Origin of the sequence: Paraglaciecola marina, assembly GCF_004360155.1 — a bacterium.
Taxonomy (GTDB): domain Bacteria; phylum Pseudomonadota; class Gammaproteobacteria; order Enterobacterales; family Alteromonadaceae; genus Paraglaciecola; species Paraglaciecola marina.
Genome location: NZ_SAIS01000008.1, coordinates 123,985 through 140,784, shown reverse-complemented (window position 1 = coordinate 140,784; position 16,800 = coordinate 123,985). Strand labels below are relative to the sequence as shown.

Annotated in this window: 17 protein-coding genes; 3 read left to right on the top strand and 14 right to left on the bottom strand. The window is 39.5% G+C overall.

Annotation, left to right across the window (positions count from 1 at the left end; translation table 11 throughout):
- Positions 1-7: 7 nt before the first annotated feature.
- The gene (locus tag EOK74_RS12740; RefSeq protein ID WP_133470393.1) at positions 8-640 is read right to left on the bottom strand and encodes a hypothetical protein; all 633 of its coding nucleotides are present in this window, start codon (positions 638-640) and stop codon (positions 8-10) included.
- Between the two features lie 238 nt (positions 641-878).
- Positions 879-1,004 carry a hypothetical protein gene (locus tag EOK74_RS21200; RefSeq protein ID WP_275404729.1) on the bottom strand — a complete coding sequence of 42 codons (126 nt, stop codon included), beginning with the start codon at positions 1,002-1,004 and terminating at the stop codon, positions 879-881.
- Between the two features lie 436 nt (positions 1,005-1,440).
- Here EOK74_RS21200 and EOK74_RS12735 point away from each other — a divergent pair, with 436 nt between their 5' ends.
- Positions 1,441-1,914: an NYN domain-containing protein gene (locus EOK74_RS12735; protein ID WP_133470392.1), complete on the top strand. Its 474-nt coding sequence runs from the start codon at positions 1,441-1,443 to the stop codon at positions 1,912-1,914.
- A 23-nt stretch (positions 1,915-1,937) separates the two neighbouring features.
- Here the strand turns inward: EOK74_RS12735 and EOK74_RS12730 are convergent, their stop codons facing one another.
- The 8 genes from EOK74_RS12730 to EOK74_RS12695 form a co-directional block, all read right to left on the bottom strand.
- A complete protein-coding gene (locus tag EOK74_RS12730) occupies positions 1,938-2,996 on the bottom strand; it encodes an ABC transporter ATP-binding protein (RefSeq protein WP_133470391.1) in 1,059 nt (352 codons plus the stop codon).
- On the bottom strand, positions 2,996-4,528 hold the full coding sequence (locus tag EOK74_RS12725) for an ABC transporter permease (RefSeq protein ID WP_205964662.1): 1,533 nt from the start codon (positions 4,526-4,528) through the stop codon (positions 2,996-2,998). The genes EOK74_RS12730 and EOK74_RS12725 overlap by 1 nt, the downstream gene beginning before the upstream one ends.
- Entirely contained in the window at positions 4,525-5,562 is a 1,038-nt protein-coding gene (locus tag EOK74_RS12720; protein WP_133470390.1) for an extracellular solute-binding protein, read from the bottom strand. Before EOK74_RS12720 ends, EOK74_RS12725 begins: the two co-directional genes overlap by 4 nt.
- 3 nt (positions 5,563-5,565) lie before the next feature.
- On the bottom strand, positions 5,566-6,378 hold the full coding sequence (locus tag EOK74_RS12715; protein WP_133470389.1) for a hypothetical protein: 813 nt from the start codon (positions 6,376-6,378) through the stop codon (positions 5,566-5,568).
- 82 nt (positions 6,379-6,460) lie between these two features.
- Positions 6,461-8,275 (bottom strand): ferrous iron transporter B, encoded by a 1,815-nt coding sequence (gene feoB / locus EOK74_RS12710; protein WP_133470388.1) that lies wholly within the window; start codon positions 8,273-8,275, stop codon positions 6,461-6,463.
- A gap of 103 nt (positions 8,276-8,378) precedes the next feature.
- The gene (locus EOK74_RS12705) at positions 8,379-8,609 is read right to left on the bottom strand and encodes a FeoA family protein (RefSeq protein ID WP_133470387.1); all 231 of its coding nucleotides are present in this window, start codon (positions 8,607-8,609) and stop codon (positions 8,379-8,381) included.
- Between the two features lie 97 nt (positions 8,610-8,706).
- A complete protein-coding gene (locus tag EOK74_RS12700; protein WP_133470386.1) occupies positions 8,707-10,050 on the bottom strand; it encodes a class II 3-deoxy-7-phosphoheptulonate synthase in 1,344 nt (447 codons plus the stop codon).
- A gap of 108 nt (positions 10,051-10,158) precedes the next feature.
- Entirely contained in the window at positions 10,159-10,656 is a 498-nt protein-coding gene (locus EOK74_RS12695; protein WP_133470385.1) for a low molecular weight protein-tyrosine-phosphatase, read from the bottom strand.
- 97 nt (positions 10,657-10,753) lie between these two features.
- Between EOK74_RS12695 and pepE the strand changes: the two genes are divergently transcribed.
- Positions 10,754-11,488, top strand: a complete 735-nt coding sequence (gene pepE, locus EOK74_RS12690) for a dipeptidase PepE (RefSeq protein WP_133470384.1) — start codon at positions 10,754-10,756, stop codon at positions 11,486-11,488.
- Between the two features lie 40 nt (positions 11,489-11,528).
- Here pepE and bioD read toward each other — a convergent pair whose 3' ends face one another.
- From bioD to bioB, 4 genes are read right to left on the bottom strand one after another with little or no spacing between them, the layout of a single operon-like run.
- Complete coding sequence (bioD, locus tag EOK74_RS12685; RefSeq protein ID WP_133470383.1) at positions 11,529-12,239, bottom strand: dethiobiotin synthase; 711 nt, start codon at positions 12,237-12,239, stop codon at positions 11,529-11,531.
- Between the two features lie 9 nt (positions 12,240-12,248).
- On the bottom strand, positions 12,249-13,088 hold the full coding sequence (locus EOK74_RS12680) for a methyltransferase domain-containing protein (protein WP_133470382.1): 840 nt from the start codon (positions 13,086-13,088) through the stop codon (positions 12,249-12,251).
- Between the two features lie 5 nt (positions 13,089-13,093).
- Positions 13,094-14,266, bottom strand: a complete 1,173-nt coding sequence (locus tag EOK74_RS12675) for an aminotransferase class I/II-fold pyridoxal phosphate-dependent enzyme (RefSeq protein ID WP_133470381.1) — start codon at positions 14,264-14,266, stop codon at positions 13,094-13,096.
- Positions 14,266-15,393 (bottom strand): biotin synthase BioB, encoded by a 1,128-nt coding sequence (bioB, locus tag EOK74_RS12670; protein WP_133470380.1) that lies wholly within the window; start codon positions 15,391-15,393, stop codon positions 14,266-14,268. Before bioB ends, EOK74_RS12675 begins: the two co-directional genes overlap by 1 nt.
- Positions 15,394-15,507: 114 nt before the next feature.
- Between bioB and bioA the strand changes: the two genes are divergently transcribed.
- Positions 15,508-16,785, top strand: a complete 1,278-nt coding sequence (gene bioA / locus EOK74_RS12665; protein ID WP_133470379.1) for an adenosylmethionine--8-amino-7-oxononanoate transaminase — start codon at positions 15,508-15,510, stop codon at positions 16,783-16,785.
- Positions 16,786-16,800 lie beyond the last annotated feature (15 nt).

The following is a 16,800-nucleotide window of genomic DNA, read 5'->3' as shown; positions in this document are numbered from 1 at the left end:
AGTTCATTTAACTCTTATTGCTCTCGACAGACTTAAGTAGCCAATTTCGCATCATTGCTAAAAACCCTATACCTAAAAATAACATGCCTAGAGGCTCTGGTATTTTAGTAAGTAACTGTGAAGTAAATACTGGATGAACTGCATTATTATTCCAAAAATTATCGAAAGGATCCCAGAAAGGTTTTGCAGAATCTAAGTATTGCGTCCTTTTATGATCAGCAGCTTCCAAGCTCCTGTTAGACCTGTTTGATTGCTTTAACTGGTGATAGCTCAAAAAATCAGAAAACAAGTTTGTTTTATCGTCTGCCTCTACAATTACATTAACCGTCTCTTTGTTACTATTTTTTGCACTAAAAGAAAATGCAAAATCATAAATTTCGTCACCTTCAAACTCAAAAGCTTTATAGGGTGATTGTCTATTGCCATAATTATCTAGAGCTGTGTTTTGTCTGCCAACATTAACAACACTTGGTTTGAATGAATGCCAGGCATCTAAGTTTGAGCCGCTCGAAAAGGTCATAACTCTCGAATCAAACCAAGCCCATGAGGTGCTGGCTATTCCTGAATCATCAACACTTTCATTAGAAATTAAATTTGTAGAAGCTAAAACACTAGTAGAAAAATTTATGATTAAAAGCACACTAAATAGCTTGGGCACATACATTGTTAAAGCCGCCATAATATAAATAGTTAACAGCTTCAGTATGAGTTGAAAGGCCTTTAAGAAATAGTGCTTACAGGTATAGCGCTTAATACAAGTGTATTAAGGGTGCCTTAAGTACTAGGTTTATTGTTAGAAAAGAATCAATGATGTGAGCAGGGAGTACATAATAAAAAAGCCACTTAACTATGTGTTAGGTGGCTTAGTTTATTTATGGTTAGTGGATTTGCAGTAACCAGTCTACGAATAATCTAGCTTCCGAGGTATTCGAAAATGTATTCGTTTGTTGCCCAGATACGTCGGCAAACACCACTTTTTGTTTATTCACAGATATGTTGTGCACTGGGCACTCCACACGGATCTGCGTTCCGTTATATGTATATGACATAATAAAACTCACTATAAAATGCTAAGCGCATATTTTAAAATAAGCCCATTACAGTTTTGACGATAACTAAAATTTTACATTTTACTGCGCACTAGTAAAAACTTTACTGAGTGCCTAATATTGAATATTTCGTCGAACAATAATTCAGCTTGTTATTGTGATTATTTAGCTTTTAGCTTAAACACCACGTTTTTAATGTTGGCTGACTGGATCAAAGAAAGACATAACATCGAAGGTTTGCATAGAGAGAGGTTTAGCAAACCTGAACATAACTTAACCCGTTTACAAACAATAAGCAATAACTTATTTGACCTTTTAGTCAACTATTAATCAATATTTAAAGTTGTAAACTGTTAATATATTAAAAAACCGACACGAATAGAGATTTAGTTTGCAACGTATTGCGATTTTTGTTGATGTCCAAAATATTTACTACACCACGCGTCAGGCCTACGGTAGACAATTTAACTATCGCCGCTTTTGGCAACATATAGCTCATCAGGGAGATATCACCCTAGCAAATGCTTACGCTATAGATAAAGGCGACCAACAGCAGCAGAAGTTTCAAAGTGCCCTCAAGCATATTGGTTTTGAAGTAAAACTAAAACCTTATATCCAAAGAAGTGATGGTTCTGCGAAAGGTGACTGGGATGTAGGTATTACTATCGACTTATTAGAGGCGGCTGAAAGTGTAGACACTATAATTCTTTTGTCTGGCGATGGAGACTTTGATTTACTGCTAAAAAAAGTAAATGAAAAATACGGCTGTAAAACCGAAGTCTATGGCGTGGCCGAACTGACAGCCAACTCTTTAGTAAACGCTTGCCAAATATTTCATAAAATAGACGATAGCCTTTTACAGTAAGACAAAAGTTCAGCTTACATCAGTTACTCTTTTGAAAATATTGTTTTGGCTCTGCTAGAGGTTATTTGCAAATTAACTGATTGTCCTACTTTTAAATTTATATCATGGAGAGTTCTGACTTTAACTAAATTGTTGCTTTGTGGCTCCCCTGCTATTTGGATTTGATATAAACGGCTACTGCCTTCATAGCGCATTGAAAATATGGTGCCGTGCCCTTTTCTTTCACCCTCAAGAAGCTCGTTAACTTGCATAGCTAGGTCTTCAGGCCGTAACAACAAATAAACTGATTCCATTGATCTTAACTGTTCGTTGCCCTGTTCGATGGTTTGCTCAACGCCTAAGGCAGAAACAACACAAGTATTTTCTGTCAGCATTTGTGCGCTAATAAAGTTAGTTTCACCGAGAAATCGAGCAACAAACTTGTTCACTGGCTGATTATAACAAACCTCAGGTTTATCAAGTTGTTCTAACTTTCCAGCGTGTAAAACACCAATACGATCGCCAACCGATAAAGCCTCTTCTTGATCATGGGTAACCCAAATCGCTGGTATACCTGCATCTTTTAATGCACTGCGAATCTCCCAACGCAAATCATCCTTTAATGCGGCATCTAAGTTTGACAATGGCTCATCTAATAAAATAAAAGCTGGCTGATGAGCTAACGTTCGTGCTAATGCAACACGTTGTTTTTGCCCACCGGATAAGTTATTCGGCTTAACGTGGCGAAACGTTTGTAAACCTAACGCCTCTATCCACCGCTCTGACTGGCCATTATCTTTTAATCTAAACGCAATGTTTTGCTCTACCGTTAAATGCGGGAATAATGCAAAGTCTTGAAAAACCATACCCACATTACGTTGTTCAGGAACGATATGTTTCTTAGGATTCGTGGTCCAATCTTGATGCACTATTTCACCTTCGGCAATGGGAGTTAACCCTGCCAAGGCTTTTAATATAGTTGATTTACCACAGCCTGTAGGCCCAACTAACATGAGTATTTCATCGTTGGCTAGTGTTAGGTTTAGGTTATCAATCACTGGTATATCGCCATAATGAATTGATAAATTTTTAATTTGAATCATTAGCGCGAAGCTCCTTCATTTGACACAATATTGCCCCACCGCTCTGTACTAAACATAATAGCCAACCCTAAAGCAGAAAAGAAAAATAACAATAAACCAGGAATAGCCGCCCTACCAAAATAGCCAGCTTCGTAAACACGCCAAAGATAGGTTGATAATGTTTCAAATTCAATGGGCCCCAACAATAAAGTAGCCGGTAATTCGCGCATCACTTCTAGAAAGACTAATGCCGCGCCAGCAACTACACCACGCATAGTTAAGGGTAAGGTAATGCGCTGATAAACTTCTTTTGGGCTAGCACCTAAAACACGGGCAGCATTGGCTAAAGAGCCTTCTAAATTTTCAGTTGAACTGCGTATTGTGCCAACGGCTAACGGTAAAAACCTCAGTACATAAGCTAAGATTAGTAAGGCCAAAGTTTGATATAAAAACGGAAGTTGTAATCCTGCATATACTAAAGCGGTGCCCATAACGATGCCAGGAATACCAAAGCCTATAAATGTAATTCTTTCTAGAATACGCCCAACACGGCCTTTAGTGGCTGCATAAGCTAAGGGTAAAGCAAAAATAACGGTAACTAGCGCCGCTAATAAAGATACATACAAGGAATTGATTGCATATTGCACATCAAAATACTCTAATCCATCACGCCATAACCATAAAGAAAAGACTCCTAATGGTAATAATATCGCCATGATAACCACTGGCAGTGTTCCTAATATCAACAGCTTAGTTTGCCAATGGTTAAACCAAAGGGTTAAGTGTTGCCCTGGCCTCTCTTGATTCACTTTAACCTTTGACTCCATATATAAAATTAACGCAACAACCACAAGCAACTGTAAAGACAACATAGCAGCTTGGCTTAAGCCAAAGGCGTTGTATTCAACATAAATTTCACTGGTAAATGTGGTTAAACCCATTATGGCAGGCGTACCAAAATCAGATAATGCATACATTGAAGCCAATAACGCGCCACCTGCAATGGCATTACGAATACGTGGTAATACAACAAACCAAATACTGGGTAATAAAGACATACCTAATGTTCTTGCGGCATATACTTGGCTAGCATCTAAACTATTTAACGCTGACCTGGTGCTTAATAAAACAAACGGATAGGTGTATAACACCATTGTCAAACTTGAGCCAAACAAACCTTTAACTTCAGGTGTGGTTACTCCTAGTAGGCTTGCAATTTCGCCACCGCCCCCAAAAGCAGCATAAAAGGTGAAAGCCCCTAAATAACTCGGTAACGCCAATGGCGAAGCGAATAAAATCAACCAAAACCTTTGCCAAGGTAGATGTACGTAGGTGAGTATTAATGCCAGCGGGACACCTATAGCGACAGAGCCTAAGGCTGTGAAAAACATCAATAATAAGGTGTTGCTAAGAATATCGAGATTACGTGCATCAAACATTTGTGCACTGTCTGATGCTAATGTAATTAAAATAATAACTGGGACAAAAGCCAAAAACGCGATAACTAATGAAAAACTATAGGATAAAGGCCAACGAGTTATACGGTGGATCATAACACCCCAGCGTTACGCATTAACACTAAGGTAGCTCTTATATCTGCCAGTTTTGTTAAGTCTATTTCAGGTGGCGATATGTCGGTCAAACTTGGGATACCCGTTGGAGGAGGTAATTGTCCTGCTAACGGGATTTCATATGCTTCACCAGACAAATAGGTTTGCACTTCTTTAGACAGTAAATAACGAATAAAGTCCGAAGCCGTTTTATTTTCACTCAGCGCCAGCACACCTGACACATTGACTAAACACCCTGCATCATTTTTACTGAAAGCTAATGCTAAATTAGCATCGGGTTTACCTGACTTAAGCCGAAGAGTGTAGTAATGATTAGCTAAGCCAAGATCAACCTCGCCGCGCTCTACCGCCATAACAACACCTAACTCACCGGCATATTTTTTAGCTTTTTTATTCATGGCTTTTAACCATTGGGTCGTTGCTTTATCACCTTCAAGCATGCGCATCGCGGTAATAAAAGATTGAAATGACGCATAAGCAGGCGCCCAAGCTATAGACAAATCAGAATCAGGCAAAGCCATGATGTCATCAGGGATTTTATCTACCGACACTCGGGTGGGATTGTAAGGCAAAGTACGAATACGACCAGAAATAGGCGCCCAATTACTAAAGCGAAAGTTACTTTGTAATTGGCTGGTTAAATCACTCGGTAGTTCTTTTGCCAACCCTTCGCCAACTATTTGACCAATAGTACCTGAGTCAACAGCCCAAAATAAATCAGCTTGACGAACACCTGCTTTAGCTTCAGCCATAATGCTATTTGCTAAAGCAGCTGTAGGTCCACGACGTATCCGCAACTTTAATTTAGGATTACGTTTTTTAATAGCATTGAGAACATCTTCATATAAACCACCCTCACCTCGGCCTAGATATAGCGTTAACTCCCCTGTTAATTCAGGTAAATCATCCACTGAAACGGCATGACTCGATGCAGCAAAACTCGTTGCTGATAAAAAAGGGAGCGCGCTTACTACACCTAAGCAAGTAAGTGTTTTAATTAATGTTCTACGTTGCATAAATTAGAATACATCCTTTTTAGTTTTTGCTTTATTTTCTAATAACAATTTTGCTTTCGTTAACTTTTTACTCATAGCCGTCACAATTTCACGCACTTCATCAACTGATTTATTGTTTTTAATGGCTAACGGTAATGTTACGTTAAAATCCTTTTCTAAATCTTCGACTAAATTAGCATCTAAAACGATTAATTCACCTTCAACACCTTCAAACAAATTTAGATAGGTGTCATGAACCATAGTGGTGGCCGTATCTGTTAATTGTTCTGCGTATTTTGCAACAACTGAGTGGATGTTTTTATCGATTACAACCAATGCTTCAAGTGAATTCTTTGGAGCTTCATCAGTTGTTTTAACTTTAGCTAACAAACCCTGATCTTGAAATTTAGCCGCCATTTTAACAGCACCTAAGGCTTGCCAAAAAGCTCTTTCTAACTTTACTTGTTCAGCCTTTACATCAGCTATTGGAGAGTTTTTATCGATACTACCTTTTACACCGTATAAGCCCTGCCAAATTGATGCATAAATGAGTACATAATTGCTTTCAATTGCCCCATGAAAATCGACTGCTTCCCAATGTTCCATCAAGGCATCTGGATGAGCCGCCTTAGCACCACTTTTTTGATAGGTACTGACAATGCCATCAACTTTAGTTGATAACCAATTAACTTCTTCTTCATATTTTTTGATATTGTCTGAAAGGTGGTTTACATGCTCACCAATATCACCATTTGCCAAAACAGAAAAAGTAGCGAAACTCGTTATGATTAAAAAACTTTGTGCTGTCTTAGTTATATATTTTGAAAGATTTTTCATTAGCATTATTCCTTAAGTTATTCTTAAGGCGCATTATATATAAATGAGAATCATTCTCAACATTTTAACTATGCCAATTGCATTATATAAATGTCGCCGCTAACCAAGCCATGCAATATGCCAATAGGCCGTATCCAACAAATAGGCCCCAGGCGACTTTACCGCTGCCTGTTTCACCTTTTAATGTGGCAACAGTAGCAACACACTGCAGTGCCACAACATAAAATAACATTAAGCCAATACCCGCACCTAAAGTTAAGCCATCAGCTTGTATGTTAGCAGCTAGGCCTGCGATATTTTCATCAGCACCTTGTATACCAAATAATGTACCTAAGGCGCCCACAAAGACTTCACGGGCTAAAAAAGACACTAAAATTGCTACGCCATAGCGCCAATCTAGACCCAATGGTTCAAAGATAGGCTCAATCCAATGGCCAATCATAGCTAAATATGAAGACTGTAGTTCACCACTTTCAGGGAAGTAACCCAGCACCCAGATGAACACTGACACCCAAAATATTACCGGGCCAGCTCTTTTAATAAATTGCTTTCCACTGGTTAATACTCTGTGCATTAACGGTTTCCAGTGCGGTAACCTGTAGGTGGGCAATTCTAAAATAAACGGCATATCCGCTTTATCTTTATCTGACTCAGTCATTTTATTAAGTAAAACGCTCACCAATAAAGCGGTGACAATACCAATGAAATACAGAATAAAGAAGGTGATACCTTGCAGGTTTAATAAGCCCCCTAAGTATTGTGTATCTGGGATCAATACAGCAATTAATAACGCATAAACGGGTAACCGTGCAGAACACGACATTAAAGGAATGGTCATCATAGTAATCAACCTTTTGCGGGGTGACTCTATGGTTCTTGCTGCCATAATGGCGGGTATCGCACAAGCATGTCCAGAGAGGTATGGAATAAAACTACGGCCCGATAAACCAAAATAACTTAAAGGCTTATGGCAAATTAGTGCAGCTCTTGCCAAATAACCAGAGTCTTCTAATAAACCTATAATAAACGTCAGTACCATAATTTGCGGCACAAATACTAGAAACGACCCCACCCCGCCAAACAAGGCATCGGTAATAAAATCATTTACTATACCATCAGGTAAACTATTGCTTACGAAAGCAGCCATATCTCCCAAGGCCATTTCAACGCCATCCATTAGAGGACTGGCCCAGGTAAAGATACTTTGAAATAACAAAAACATGATGATGAAAAACATCACGCCACCCAACACGTTATTCAGTAAAAAGCCATCAATCCTATTTTGCTTTTTTAAAACAATATCGGCTTTCAAACCATAACGCTTAGACAAGCTGCGGCTAATCTGTAAAACAGATGATTCATCGTCAGCTTTAATGGTTGGAAGAAAGTCCTCTGGATGCTCGGCAGCATCTTGTATTGCCAGTTTAAACTCGTGCAAACCAATTAAGCTCTTAGCTGATAGCGCATAAACAGCACAGCCTAAATCCCGTGATAACTTTTCTGTGTCAATTTCGTGTCCAAACCTTTGCACCTCATCAATCATGTTAAGGGAAAATACCACCCCTTTATTATGCTTGTGGGCTAAATCACGCACTTGTAAGCCAAATACTAGGCTTCGTTCTAAGCGGGTAGCATCAAGGTTACAAACCACCAAAGAGGTTGCGTCACTGAGCATAGCTTCATGAAGCTTTTCAATGGCGAGCTCTTCGTCTCTCGATAAACTTTTTAAAGAATAGGTACCAGGAAAATCAACCAGGCGGTAGTCACCAAACTGACCACTTTTTAACTCTACAGTTACTCCTGGAAAGTTAGCCACTTTCTGACGTAATCCAGTTAATTGATTAAAGAGGAGACTTTTACCTGAGTTGGGTTTTCCAACCAAGATGATATTTTTCATTAAATGCCTTCACAAAAGATAGTGTGATACTGAGACAATCCTAACGGGTTTATAAAATAGAAATGGAATTTAGTACTAAGCAAAGTCACAAAGATTAAAAGAATTAATTCATGCTTACGTTTATGCGATCTGCTATATCTTGCTCTAAAGAATAAACGCAGTCACCTAGTTGTAAAACAATTGGCCCTTTAAAAGGACTGCGGCGTAAACATTGAATAGATTGACCTGACGCAAAGCCCATTTCTGTTAAGCGCTGCATAACGGCAGGAACTAAAGTCGGATCAAGACCATCGATTAACGCTGTTTGTTTGGTTTTAATTTCCCAAAGTGTCACTGGATTACTCTACTTTTACCACAATTAAACATGATTACTATTTGTAACCTTGCGTCAATGGGGGTGCAATTAGTTGCCCCCCAACGGTAATTGATTTTTAGTTAGACCTTAAGTGGTCTGCCACTAAGAAAGCCATCTCTAAAACTTGGTCAGCATTTAAGCGGGGATCGCATTGGGTTTTGTAAGCCTCTGCTAAATCTTCATCGCCGATTTTATATGCTCCGCCGGTACATTCGGTTACATGTTGCCCGGTCATTTCTAAATGAATACCACCAGCATGAGTTCCCTCTGCTTCATGAGCAGCAAAGAACTGCTGAATTTCTTTAAGAATGGCATCAAAGTTTCTAGTTTTATAACCACTAGACGCTTTAAAGGTATTACCGTGCATAGGGTCAGAGCTCCACACTACTTTACGGCCCTCTTGCTTTACTCTACGTAACAACTTGGGCAGGTTGGCTTCAAGGTTATCAGCTCCCATTCTAGTAATGAGGGTTAAACGCCCTGCTTCGTTATTAGGATTTAAGGCATCAATCAATTGAATCAATTCATCTTCTTGCATACTTGGGCCGACTTTTACTCCTATAGGGTTATGAATACCCTTGAAAAACTCCAAGTGAGCATGATCTAATTGTCTTGTGCGCTCGCCAATCCACAGCATATGGGCTGAACAGTTGTACCAATTACCCGTTAGGGTATCCACTCTAGTTAGGGCTTGCTCATAATTTAGTAACAAAGCTTCATGAGATGTGAATAAACTCGTTTCGTGTAAGGTAGGCGTATTCGTTGAATTAATTCCCATAACATCCATAAACTCTAAAGAATCTTGAATACGTTTTGCCAAGTCTTGGTAACGACTCTTCAATGGGTTGTTTTCAACAAACGCCATATTCCATCGGTTAACTTCGTGTAAATCAGCCAAACCACCTTGAGCAAAAGCACGTAATAAATTTAGCGTGGACGCCCCACGATGATAGGCTTCTATCATACGGCTAGGATCTGGTTCACGGGCTTCTTTAGTGAATTCAAAGCTATTAATAATATCACCACGGTAACTAGGTAAAGATACGCCGTTAATGGTTTCAAAATCACCCGAACGAGGTTTTGCGTATTGCCCTGCCATACGTGCTACTTTGGTTACCGGACAACTACCTGCATAAGTAAGGACAATGGCCATTTGTAAAATAACTTTAAAAGTATCACGAATTTTAGGCGCATTAAATTCATCAAATGACTCAGCACAATCACCACCTTGCAGTAAAAAGCCTTTGCCTTCTGCTACATTTCCTAGTTGCTTAAACAGCTCTCTAGTTTCAGCCGCAAATACCAATGGTGGATAACTACTTAACTTACCTTCGACATCTTTTAGATGCGCTTTATCTTGGTAAGTAGGTTGTTGTAAAATAGGCTTCGAACGCCAGCTATCTGGTTTCCATTGACTCACGATTGTTCCTTATTAAATATCTGCAAAAGTTAAAATATGATGTTAGGTAAATGCTTTATAAAATTTTCATGGCGCAACATAAAGGCTCTGAGATCAAAGATCAATCAATTACTCATTAGTATTGTAACAATCAAGCTGATTATCCTGTAATTGACGAATTAACCCTTTGGATCCCTCTTCGATTAAATCTAAGACATATTCAAATCCTTTTTTACCTCCATAATAGGGATCGGGTACTTCCTTTTCTTGTAGATCAGCAAAGCTGAGAAAAAGACCGACTTTATCTTCATGTCCTTTGGGGCATATTTCCAATAAGTTAGAAATATTTTTGTTATCCATTCCCAATATATAATCAAACTTATCAAAGTCCTCAGGCGTAACTTTGCGACATTTTAACCCTTTAAAGCTATAGCCTCTTTCAAGGCCAACGGCTTGAGAGCGTTTATCAGGCTCTGCTCCTGTATGATATCCAGCAGTTCCTGCAGAATCTATCACTAGATCTAGGTTTTGATTTTGGGCCATTTTTGTAAATACTGCCTCAGCACTTGGAGAACGACAAATATTCCCTAGACACACAAAAAGTACTGATGTTTTGTTACTTGACATAAAGCCCCTGCTAACAGTTTGAAAGTTGGAATAATTTCTAGGCAAAGTATTTTAACTCTCTATAATTATGCGTCCACTGCTAATGAGAAAAATTTAAATGAAAGTTTTAATGTTAAGTAGCTCTCGAAAGGGTAGTGAAGAATATCTCGCACACGCGTTCTCTATGATCACATCTCATATTAGAAATATAAAAGACGTTCTGTTTATTCCTTACGCGGGTGTAACGCTAAGCTGGGACGACTACACCCAAAAAGTTCAGGACGCACTCCCGCACCTAAGAATTTCTGGCATTCATGAGTATCCTAATACAAAAGAAGCGATTAATAATGCTAAAGCCATTTTGGTGGGAGGAGGCAATACTTTTAATCTTTTATCGCAACTTTATAAGCAAGATATATTAGCTGATATACAACAAAGTGTTAAACAAGGTACACCTTATATTGGCTGGAGTGCTGGCTCTAATATTTGTGGCAACAGTATACGCACGACTAACGATATGCCTATTATTCAGCCGCCAAGTTTTGACGCGTTGAATTTTGTCCCATTTCAGTTAAACCCACATTACACAGACTACCAACCATCAGGTCACAATGGTGAAACACGAGCACAACGAATTGAAGAGTTTTGTACTCTCAACCCTAAAATGCCTGTCATCGGCATTCGTGAAGGCAGTGCATTGCTGTTAAAAGACAAGCAACTAACACTAGAAGGCGAGCTAGAAGGTGTGGTGTTTGAAGTCAACCAGATAAGCGAAGGTGGGGTAACAACAATAAACCAAAAGGTGCTAAAGCCCAGTCAAGACATCAGTCAGTATCTACAGATAAAACGTTAAAATCGGGTACGTGGTCGTACCCTTTTGTCACCACTTAGATTTATAGACCTAGTAAGGCTAAATCAATATATTCAAGAGCGTCATCTGGTTTATCAAGGATAGGAATCGCTCCTAAAAACGGCGCATCAATCAAAGTTTTTAAGCTTTCAATGTTTTCGTTTAACATTGCCATATCGAGGTCAATTTGGTTTGCTACCCAGCCGACTATTTTTAGGCCATCTTGCTGAATAGACTCTGCTGTCAATACTGCATGGTTAAGACAACCTAATCGCATTCCAACCACCAAAATAACAGCTAAATTACTCTCAATGACAAACTCTGATAAGTATCTTGGCTTGCCATCATAATGTGAGCTAACAGGTAAGCGCCAGCCCCCTGCCCCCTCCACAATAATTACATCAGGTTGTTTTGCTAACAAATGTAAAAAACCTTCACGAACACGATCGAGTGAGATGAGAACCTGAGCATCATCTGCTGCCAAGTGTGGCGCAATAGGAGGCACAAGAGCTATCGGGTTAACCTCATCATAGCTCAAGGTTAGACTTGCTTGAGACAAAAGCGCCATTGCATCTTCATTGCGTAATCCACTATCTGTTAGTTCACATCCTGCAGCTATAGGCTTATAAGCAGCGGTTTTGTATTGTTTGCTAGCTAACGCTTTTAGCAAAGCTGAACCAATAAATGTTTTCCCTACTTCGGTATCGGTACCTGTTATAAAAAAAGCACGACTATTAGATGATAAATTCCCCATACATACTCCTTAGGGCTTAATACATTGCAAAAAGCATACTTCATAAGTCAGCGGAAGCTGCGAACTTTTAGAATATTTATGCTTATAAGTAACCTCTAAATTTTTGATGGTGTCACGGCTAAGAGGTTTATTGATTTTATGTCTACCTTTACCGGGGGCAACTAGTTCACTATTTACTGATAAGACAACATTAGCACCAATTGATTTAATTGAGCCAAAGAGCTCTCGCACATTTTGGTGCCATGTCACATACTGTTTATTGTTAACACTAACCAATAACCCCTGCTCCGCAGCAGCCTGACGCCAATTATCTGCCGTTTTAAAATCATTAGTATGACGCTGCTCATCAATTTCAAGCCAACTATCGTTTAATTCATAAAAAGAGCCTGCACACATAATGGCTAATACTGCAGTAGCCTGGGGCTTCATCACTCGACTTATTTCAGACAAGACTTTTGTTTCATCCTTACACCACTGTAAAGCCATAGATGAAAACACTAAATCAATTGATTCACTAGCTAAAGGCAAATGCTCTGCGTCACCTTGCAACCACTGAATAAACTGACTTTTAGCCAAGTCGTCATCAGATGCATTATTTTTTTGAGCATACTCAAGCATCCCAAAAGCTAAATCCATAGCGAACAACCTATTACACTTTTTGGCTAATTGTTGACTAATGCGACCAGTACCACACCCTATATCTAGACCTAAACCATTAACATTGGGCAGCAAATTTAAACCATCAAAAGCAATATCTAATTGAACATCTGCAGCAGTGTTGTAGGTATGGGCCGCACGGCTAAACTGCTTGGCTATTCGAATTTTATAGTTAACTGGTAAACTAATCATCTGATTCAAGACAGTAATGTCAATTGTAAAGCGTCAACCAATGCATAAATATCCCTTTCATCATGACCTGCACTTAAGGTTAAACGTAGCCTGTCAGTATGCCTTGGCACTGTAGGGTACCGAATCGCAGTCACCCAAATTCCCAAGTTTTTTAATCGCCCACTCGCTGCTACCGCTTTTTCTGGACATCCGATAAATACTGGTTGAATAGCGGTATCTGAGGGCATTAATGTTATACCCGCTTTATCTGCCAAGGCTTTAAACAACTCAATTCTTTCTTTTAATACTTGGCGACGTTCATGACCAAGCTTAGCGTTTAAGCTCGTTAGACTTGCATAGGCTTGTGCTGCCGGCATTGAAGTGCTGTATATATAATGTCGAGAATAATTAATAAGGTAGTTAATTAAGTCCTCACTTCCCGCAATAAAAGCACCCGCGGTGCCAATAGCTTTACCAAAAGTTCCCATCAAAATAGGCACTTGTTGTTGAGACAAATTAAATACTTCGACTACCCCTAGACCATTATCACCTAATGTACCAAAACCATGGGCATCATCCACCATAAGCCAAGTGGACTCAGTATTAATTATTGGAACAATATTAGTCAGTGGAGCTTGATCGCCATCCATACTAAATACCCCCTCAGTAGCGACTAAGGTATTTTTTGTATTGCTTTTACTAAGTAATTCCTGAAGGTGAGATGCATCGTTATGCTTAAAACGGCTAAATTTAGCACTTACCCCTTGAGCTCCTTCAACAAAAGAAGCATGCATAAGCTTGTCAGCAATAATTATACCTGGATTTTTTTGATGAATGTGGCCAAATAATCCCTGACAAATAGCTTGATTAGCAGAAAATCCAGAATTGAATAACAGCACTTTCTCTCGATTTAACCGTTCTGCAAGATATGCTTCAAGGGCTTGGTGAGCATTGGTATAACCAGTCACTAAAGGTGAAGCCCCGCTCCCAGCGCCAAACTCCGCTAGACCATCGGCCCAGGCTTGCATTACAACGGTAGAGCGTCGCATGGCCAAATAGTCATTACTTGAAAAGTTTATATAATGCTTACCTTCGACTTGAATCATGGGCCCATTAGCAGATTCAACCACTTGTCTACGACGCAACAAGCCATCTTGGCTTCGGGTTTTCAATGCTTCAGATATAAATTTAAATGCCATTAGATGTTAACTGTTTCAGCTTGCTTTAACGTTGCGTCATAGAATAAGTTATCAGCCACATTTTTACCTGACCTATCGTCTATTTCCTCTAACAATGCGGCCTCATGAGCCTCATCTGAGTACTCCCGAGTTTGTTTTGAATTAATACCGAGCTTATTAAATAGCATGACATCTTCATGGGTATCAGGATTTGAGGTAGTCAATAATTTACATCCATAAAAAATGGAATTTGCCCCAGCCATGAAGCACATAGCCTGCATCTGTTCATTCATGGCTTCACGACCAGCAGATAGACGTACATAAGATTTTGGCATCATTATTCTGGCAACGGCTATGGTTCGTATAAATTCAAAGTAATCAAGGTCTTCGACATTTTCCATTGGCGTGCCTTTTACCTTAACCAACATATTAATAGGTACACTTTCTGGATGTTGTTCTAAGTTCGCTAATTGGGTCAACAAGCCCGAACGGTCATCAGATGTCTCACCCATGCCAACGATTCCGCCAGAGCACACATTCATACCTGCTTCCCTTACGTTATCGAGTGTGTCTAATCTATCTTGATAAGTTCGCGTAGTGATAATATCCCCATAAAACTCTGGAGAAGTATCTAAATTATGATTGTAATAATCCAGTCCAGCTTGCTTTAATGCAACGGCTTGCTCTGTGGTCAACATGCCTAATGTCATACATGTTTCTAGTCCTAGTTTTTTAACTTCTTTGACCATATCAGTGACGTAAGGCATATCTCTATCTTTTGGATTACGCCAAGCAGCTCCCATACAAAAACGTGTTGAACCCGCAGCTTTGGCTTCTCTTGCTCGTTGAATGACCTTGTCTATTTCAAGTAAACGTTCTTTCTCTAAGCCAGTATCATAACGGGCACTCTGGGGGCAATATTTACAATCTTCTGGGCAGGCACCTGTTTTTATAGATAACAAGGTACTAACTTGTACTTGGTTTGGGTCAAAATGCTTTCTGTGAACTATTTGAGCCTTAAACATTAAGTCGTTAAAAGGCATATCAAACAAACCATTCACCTCTTTAATTGTCCAATCATGACGAGGAGCTGCAATAGCATCAGAAGGTAATAGAGATGATGTACTTAAACTGGGTGACGTAGACATAATTGAACCTATAGAATATTCTAACTTTACACTGCTAAATGTGGCGCTTAGTCTATGTGTCGCAGCTCCATTGTCAACCAAATTTAAACCCGAAACTTTACAAGCGAATAAAAATTGAACAAATCAGATTTATCTTTTGACCAAGAACATATTTGGCATCCCTACACCTCCGCTATCAAACCGCTTCCTTGTTATCCTGTAATAAAAGCTGATGGTGTTTTTATACATTTATCGAGTGGCGAAAAATTAGTTGATGGTGTTTCTTCATGGTGGACAGCCATACATGGCTACAACCACCCTTTACTTAATGCAGCATTAAAAACGCAAGTAGATGATTTTTCGCATGTAATGTTTGGGGGGCTAACCCACCAGCCAGCCGTTGATTTGTGCCGTACCTTAATCGATATCACCCCAATGGGATTAGATAGAGTATTTTTAGCAGACTCAGGCTCAGTATCTGTAGAAGTGGCAATGAAAATGGCATTGCAGTTTTGGGCCTGTCAAGGCAACAGCCATAAACATAAATTTATTACCCCTCGCAACGGGTATCATGGCGATACCTTTGCCGCTATGTCGGTTTGCGACCCCATCAACGGTATGCACAACTTATTTTCTGACTCCTTATCGCAACAAATTTTTGCCCCGGCGCCGCAGACTCGATTTGATAAACCTTGGAATGAAGACGATGTAAAGCCACTGGAGCAACTCATATCTAGCCATCACAATGAGTTAGCGGCGCTTATTATTGAGCCCATAGTGCAAAATGCGGGTGGAATGCGTATCTATCACCCCGAGTATTTAAAGCGCTGTAGGCAGTTATGTGATGATTATAATATCCTTTTAATTTGTGACGAAATAGCCACAGGATTTGGACGAACAGGCAAGTTATTCGCCTGTGAGCATGCCGATATTAGCCCTGATATTATGTGTTTAGGCAAAGCACTTACTGGTGGATACATGACGCTAGCCGCCACATTATGCTCAGAAGATGTGGCTCAAGGAGTTTGTCAAGACGAGCCTGGAGTATTTATGCACGGCCCAACTTTTATGGGTAACGCTTTAGCATGTGCAGTAGCAAATGCAAGTTTATCCATAATTCAAAAAGGGGATTGGCAGCAGCAGGTCGCTAATATTGAGCAACAATTAAAAGAGGAGCTAACACGCTGTGTAACACTAGAAACCGTAGCTGATGTAAGAATTTTGGGAGCTATCGGTATAGTTGAAACCAAAACTATAGTTGATGTGGCAAAGCTTCAAAAAGAATTTGTAAAACAAGGAGTCTGGATACGCCCCTTTGGTAAACTAGTTTACATCATGCCACCCTATATAATTAAACAAGCGCAGTTACGCCAGCTAACAACAAGTATCTATGAGGTACTCAATGCAAGCTGACTGTTAGAGTAATTA